The organism is Microcystis sp. M53603_WE2 (assembly GCF_030065435.1).
The window spans coordinates 1-5,548 of record NZ_JASJFF010000161.1 but is presented as its reverse complement, the minus strand read 5'-3'; the positions used below and the strand labels follow the sequence as shown (position 1 = coordinate 5,548).

The window sequence follows — 5,548 nt, the reverse complement described above, 5'->3', positions numbered from 1 at the left end:
ATGGCTTTTAAATGTTGATCTAGTTGTTCTTTTTGGTCTGTATTCATGATTCTACCGTTTAATTGTTTCTCTTTATTTTGCCTTAGCTAACGTTTTTAGTCTCTAAGCATTTATACTTATGGCAAAATTGGGATGCTCCCAGTTGACCTATATCGTTGCTCTGGAAATTGTTATGCAGAAAGTTGACCTATAATGTGTAGTTAGGCATACCTTCCACCTTCCTACCTTCCTTTCACTTTCAATCTAGATATGAGATGTCAGATTTAACAAGCATTGAAAAGATTAAACTAGAGAAATTGCTCGAAATGGGCAATGGTTATGTGCTTGATTTTTCAAACATAACCTTCCAAGAATTCGTCTTAGAAAATTTAAATATCGATATATATGATGAAAAATATAATTATAGTAGTGGCTCAAAAGCAAATCGATTAAGAGGTTTTTGGAAAGAAGAATCTAATTCTACAGTAGGAAAACTGATAGAAACACTTTTGGAATACTGGAAAACAAAAAAGTCAATAACTCGGAAAGCTATCACCACTGAGGAGGAACATTTATTTAACGAATGTCAAAAAATTGTAGAAAGATTGCAAGGAGGTAATACAAAGAATCGTAATCAGGATTCTCAGAGGAAGGAGGAATTTTCTTCACTTCGATCCAGTCTTCTGCTGGAATTTGATAACTTTACAAAGTTAATAAATTCGGAAGATAAGAAACAGCGAGGATTTTCACTTGAAGACTTGCTAAAACGTATTTTTTCTCTTTATGAGATTCCAACTCAAAAAAGCTTTAGGAGAAATGAGGGTGGAGAACAAATAGACGGCGCATTTAAGCTTGAAGGCTGGTACTATCTAGTTGAATGTAAATGGACTCAAAACTTAACGGATATACGGCAACTTGATAGCCTTTCTGGCAAAATCAGCCGCTCTGGTAAACAGACATTGGGATTATTTTTATCGATCAATGGTTGGTCAAAAAATGTATGCCCCTTACTAAAGCAGAATAATGACAAATCTATCATTTTGATGGATGGTTATGACTTACGATCTGTTCTTGTCGAGCATAATAATTTGGACCTGAAAAATTTACTTATGAAAAAGTTGGAATGCTTAAATTTGGAAGGAGAGCCATTTTACAGCGCACATCAACTATTACAAAATACTATGAACAATCAAATTGTGTAGTGATCGCAATCTTGTAGGGTGCGTTCCCTAAAACAACTTCTACCGCTTCAGCGATCGATTTTGGGGAACGCACCATGCACATTGATTGAAACTGTGAGTCTAAGTGCGATGCAGCCTTTGTGGTCCCAGTTGAGAAATGTTAGCGAAGATTGCCAATGTTTAGGTTAAAATAGAGGGGCAAAAGTTGCAACGGGGTCAGGACAATGACAGTTAATCAACTCCGCTACAGCAAAGAAGAATTCGCCCGACGTGGTAAAGAGATTTATCAATCTCAGGTGCGCCCCCAAGTCGAGGAAGGCAATCATGGGAAGATTGTAGCCATAGATATTGAAACAGGGGCTTTTGAAGTAGCAAAAGACAGCCTCACAGCTTCCGATCAACTTTTAGCCCGATTGACCGATGCTCAAATTTGGTTCGTAAGAATCGGACATCGAGCAGTTCATCGAGTCGGTTTGATTGGGGCAAATTTATTTCAATGATTAATCAACTCTACGCCTGTTTTTGCACAATCTTCTCACTCAATTCTAGGAAGGTGGGACAATATTAGATTAAGTACTAATAACTTAATATCTTATAGAGTTTTTCAAAAAGCGTGAGTTGGGTCAATGATCAGGAAACCTAACTATTTTCTAACCAAACGATTAGGAAACAGTTATGTTATGATTTTCAGAGTAAGCCGGAGATGATAAAACACCATGAAAAATCGCATCTTTACTGTTATTTTGTACAAAGAAGATAATATGTACATTGCTGAATGTCCAGAAGTTGGCACAGTAGATCAAGGAGAAACAATTGAGCAGGCGATTGCTGGATTGAAAGAAGCCACACGGCTTTACCTAGAGGAATTTACCTTACCAGAAACATCCCCTAGATTTGTGACCAGTATTGAGGTTAGTTATGCCTAAGCTGCCACGAATCTCTAGTCGGGAGGCAGTTAGATCTCTTGAACGCTTAGGCTTCGAGCAAGTTCGTCAAACAGGTAGCCATGTTGTGATGAAGAAAGAAACCGAAGATGGCAAAATTGGTTGTGTTGTCCCTTTACATCAGGAATTGAAGGTTGGTACATTAAGTGGAATTCTGAAACAAGCCCAAGTCACAGTTGAAGAGTTCATTGAAAATCTGTAGAGTCTGACAAATCACTGCACTCGACGTGATACCAAATACCAAAAGTATTTAGTCCCCCCAGAGAACCCCCTTGAGCCACATAGCACACTTTTCTTTTTTTGTCAAATTTTATGTTAAGAAAGATGTAACTAATGGATAGGGGGACTGTCAAAGATTAACCGTCTTCGTATTCGGGGATTCTTTCCTTTTTCTTCTCGGTGATATTGATGCGGGGGGGATTGTAATCTGGTTCCACGTCATCATCCCACATATCATCCTCGGCCTTATCCTCGTAATCGTCGTACTGAGGACGAGAAAAGCTTTCTGTGCGTTCTGAGCGCGCTTCTCCCCAGTTATCTTCTTCTTCCTCGTATTCTTCCTCATAATAACGAGCTTCGGCCCGTTTTTGCGGTGGGGGAGTGGCGCGCAGGGGTTCTTTTTCCCATTCATCCTCACTCCAGCGTTCTTCAACGGGTTTAGCGGCCTCAACGGGAGTGCGGAGGGGAATGCCCGTACCTAACTGATTTTCCGGACGAGCAGCGGGAGTATAATAAGCTTCTTCCTCTTCTCTTTCCCAGGGGGGACGACCAATACCCAAACGTTCCAAAACCCCCACACTAACCTGCGTGAGACGTTCTTCGGCCCCTTCAAAGACAATTAAGCGATTCGGACCGCTGCTAACCACTTCTTCAATGGCAATTTCGTAGGTACTGATCAATTGTTCGGGGATAAGAGGCAATCCCAGGGAAGCGATGACAATGGAATGTAATTGACCACTAAGGGGATCAAATTGATAATCGCGGACTTTGCCTAAAGGTTCGCCGGTTTCCGTGATCACTTCACTACCGATTAAGGGAGTATAAGCATCGATATCGACGGATTCCAAGACGTTATCATCTTCAACGAGAACCACGTCTCCTGTCTGACTGATGCTCGATAAATACATATATTGAGGCATTCCCGACAAGGAGAGGATATTATCGCGGAGTCCCAGGGCAACCACTTCTCGTTGATCGATATCTACAAGGATATCTTTAACAACGCCGAGTTTTTTGCCTGTATTGCGAGTGATAACCTGTGTATTTAAAAATTCTGAACGTAAGCGACTATTCTCTGTGATCATTTTTTCCTATGGGTAGGCGTTAGGTCGTGGGAATACGAGTTATTGTAGGCTTAATATATAGGGCGAGATCGAGGGTTAATTTACCGATATTGGCTTAGATCTTAAAGTTCCCTGAGATTAACACTTTTTTTGGCCTTGTTTGGGCGATAGTTTCGGGTGATAGATAGGGTTAAACCCATTTTAGCTAATTCTTTACATTTTTTTAGTGACAACAAAGCAGGAGCTAGAGAGAAACTCCCTTGGCTCCTGCTGTCTAGATTCTGATTACATAGTTAAAGACTGCACCTCAGTTTCGATCAGTTTAGCTAAGTCTTGCAGGAAGGAGGCTGCATCGGCCCCGTAGATGACTCGGTGGTCACTGGTGAGATTAACCGTCATCTGTTTTTGCACTCCGAATAAACCATCTTTATTGACGACGATTTGGGGACGGGAAGCACCCACGGCTAGGATCGCACCTTGGTTGGGGGGTAAGATAGCGGTAAAGCGATCGACTCCGAACATTCCCAGATTAGAAATGGTAAAAGTACCGCTATTATATTCTTCCGGTTGCAGTTGTTTACTGCGGGCGCGATCGACTAAATCTTTCCAACTGCGGGAGAGGGAATAGATATCCATCTGGTCAGCAGAGCGCAAAACCGGCGTAATTAAGCCACCACCAGGCATAGCTACGGCTACGGACACGTTAATCGCCCCGTGGTATTGGATTCCTGCGTCGCTATAGCTGGCATTAACTATAGGATGTTTAGCGAGGGTGTTGGCTACCGCTTTTGCTAACAGGGCCGTCATGGTGACACCCTTGGATTTTAGCTGTTGATAGAGTTGATCCAGTGGGTCAGTGGTGATAGTGTAGCCCACTTGGAAGGTGGGAACCTGTAGGCTAACCGACATATTCTGGGCGACGGCTTTTTGCAGAGTGGTGAGGGGAACAGTCCGACCGACCGGGGCGCTGGCCGGAATCGGGGCTTTAGGAGCCGCTACAGGCACGCTGACGGGTTGCGGGGGAGTAATGACGGGAGCAGGGGCGGTGCTGACTTTTCCTGTCGCTTTTTCTACGTCTTCGGCGGTAATTCGTCCGTGGGGACCGCTACCCACTAGGGTTTTCAGATCCACCTTTAATTCTTTAGCCAGTTTTTTGGCTCTGGGAGAGGCGACTAAACGGCCATTATCTTTAACGGCGGCGACGGGGATCGAAACGGGAGGCGGAGCGATTTCTGGGGTTTCTACGGGCTTGCTAGGGGCGACTGCGGCGGTTTTTCCCTGAGCTTTGGCCAGTTCAATTTCCGCTTCAGTTTCGGCGATATAGGCGATCGCTTCCCCCACGGGTGCTTCCTGGCCAGCTTCGACTAAAATTACAGCGAGATAGCCATCATAAAACGATTCCACGTCCATGTCGGCTTTGTCGGATTCGACCACTAACACCGTTTCCCCTTTGCTGACTTTTTCCCCGGGGGACTTCACCCAAGAAACTATTTTTCCTTCGGTCATGGTGGAACTGAGCGCGGGCATGAAGATATCTCGAATCATGGTGGAGTGCTTCTATCTCTAATGTTTTGAGCCATAGCGCATTTTACCACAGTTGATGGGGTTGGGGGGCTTTTCAGTGAGCAGTAATCAGTGAGCAGTAATCAGTAATCAGTGAACTGCAAACTCACATCTGATAACTGCAAACTCACATCTGGTAACTGATAACTGATAACTGATAACTGGTGACAGAGGGAAAAAGAGAAGGGAAAACGGCCCCTTCTCTGCCGTATCTAGACAAAAATTGTTCTAGTTGCCAATATGGATTGGTTGTGCTTGCAGAGATTCGACTAAACCGCGCACGGCTGCCACCATAGCCACTTCATTATCCAATTGATTGATCGCCGAACCCACACCGATGCCGGCCGCTCCAGCAGCGATCGCCATCGGTGCGGTAACGCTGGATAAACCGGAAGCGCAGAGGACGGGAACTTTAACCGCATGGGAAATAGCGTGGGCTGCCGCTAAAGTCGGGGCAGCTTTTTCAATCAGTCCCAAAATACCGGCGTGACGGGGTTGACTGCTAGTGCCGCCTTCGGTTTGAATAATGTCGGCACCCTGACTAACTAAAGCTTCCGCTAGTCTCACCTGTTCATCGAGGGGCAGCCGATGGGGAACT

Annotated in this window: 7 protein-coding genes; 4 read left to right on the top strand and 3 right to left on the bottom strand. The window is 44.3% G+C overall.

What is annotated here, in order from left to right; translation table 11 throughout:
* Positions 1 to 254: 254 nt before the first annotated feature.
* The 4 genes from PX481_RS03625 to PX481_RS03610 all read left to right on the top strand — a co-directional run bounded on the left by PX481_RS03625 (position 255) and on the right by PX481_RS03610 (position 2,306).
* Positions 255 to 1,181 carry a restriction endonuclease gene (locus PX481_RS03625; RefSeq protein ID WP_002756726.1) on the top strand — a complete coding sequence of 309 codons (927 nt, stop codon included), beginning with the start codon at positions 255 to 257 and terminating at the stop codon, positions 1,179 to 1,181.
* A 203-nt stretch (positions 1,182 to 1,384) separates the two neighbouring features.
* Positions 1,385 to 1,660 (top strand): hypothetical protein, encoded by a 276-nt coding sequence (locus PX481_RS03620; protein WP_147072884.1) that lies wholly within the window; start codon positions 1,385 to 1,387, stop codon positions 1,658 to 1,660.
* A 216-nt stretch (positions 1,661 to 1,876) separates the two neighbouring features.
* Positions 1,877 to 2,086, top strand: coding sequence for a type II toxin-antitoxin system HicB family antitoxin (locus PX481_RS03615; protein WP_002734849.1), 210 nt, complete (start codon positions 1,877 to 1,879; stop codon positions 2,084 to 2,086).
* The gene (locus PX481_RS03610) at positions 2,079 to 2,306 is read left to right on the top strand and encodes a type II toxin-antitoxin system HicA family toxin (RefSeq protein ID WP_002794482.1); all 228 of its coding nucleotides are present in this window, start codon (positions 2,079 to 2,081) and stop codon (positions 2,304 to 2,306) included. The genes PX481_RS03615 and PX481_RS03610 overlap by 8 nt, the downstream gene beginning before the upstream one ends.
* A 154-nt stretch (positions 2,307 to 2,460) precedes the next feature.
* Here PX481_RS03610 and PX481_RS03605 read toward each other — a convergent pair whose 3' ends face one another.
* From PX481_RS03605 to PX481_RS03595, 3 genes are all read right to left on the bottom strand, one after another.
* Positions 2,461 to 3,408 carry a PRC-barrel domain-containing protein gene (locus PX481_RS03605; protein WP_287107799.1) on the bottom strand — a complete coding sequence of 316 codons (948 nt, stop codon included), beginning with the start codon at positions 3,406 to 3,408 and terminating at the stop codon, positions 2,461 to 2,463.
* 264 nt (positions 3,409 to 3,672) lie between these two features.
* Positions 3,673 to 4,932: a dihydrolipoamide acetyltransferase family protein gene (locus PX481_RS03600; RefSeq protein WP_002756732.1), complete on the bottom strand. Its 1,260-nt coding sequence runs from the start codon at positions 4,930 to 4,932 to the stop codon at positions 3,673 to 3,675.
* A gap of 246 nt (positions 4,933 to 5,178) precedes the next feature.
* Positions 5,179 to 5,548, bottom strand: a 370-nt coding sequence (locus PX481_RS03595) for a DUF561 domain-containing protein (RefSeq protein WP_288093692.1), incomplete at its 5' end; no start/stop codon positions are given.

What these genes read in the sequence shown, in the direction of transcription:
- PX481_RS03620 (WP_147072884.1), top strand. Translation starts at nt 1,385, where the DNA reads ATGACAGTTAATCAACTCCGCTACAGCAAAGAAGAATTCGCCCGACGT.
- PX481_RS03610 (WP_002794482.1), top strand. Translation starts at nt 2,079, where the DNA reads ATGCCTAAGCTGCCACGAATCTCTAGTCGGGAGGCAGTTAGATCTCTT.
- PX481_RS03600 (WP_002756732.1), bottom strand. Translation starts at nt 4,932, where the DNA reads ATGATTCGAGATATCTTCATGCCCGCGCTCAGTTCCACCATGACCGAA.
- PX481_RS03625 (WP_002756726.1), top strand. Translation starts at nt 255, where the DNA reads ATGTCAGATTTAACAAGCATTGAAAAGATTAAACTAGAGAAATTGCTC.
- PX481_RS03615 (WP_002734849.1), top strand. Translation starts at nt 1,877, where the DNA reads ATGAAAAATCGCATCTTTACTGTTATTTTGTACAAAGAAGATAATATG.
- PX481_RS03605 (WP_287107799.1), bottom strand. Translation starts at nt 3,408, where the DNA reads ATGATCACAGAGAATAGTCGCTTACGTTCAGAATTTTTAAATACACAG.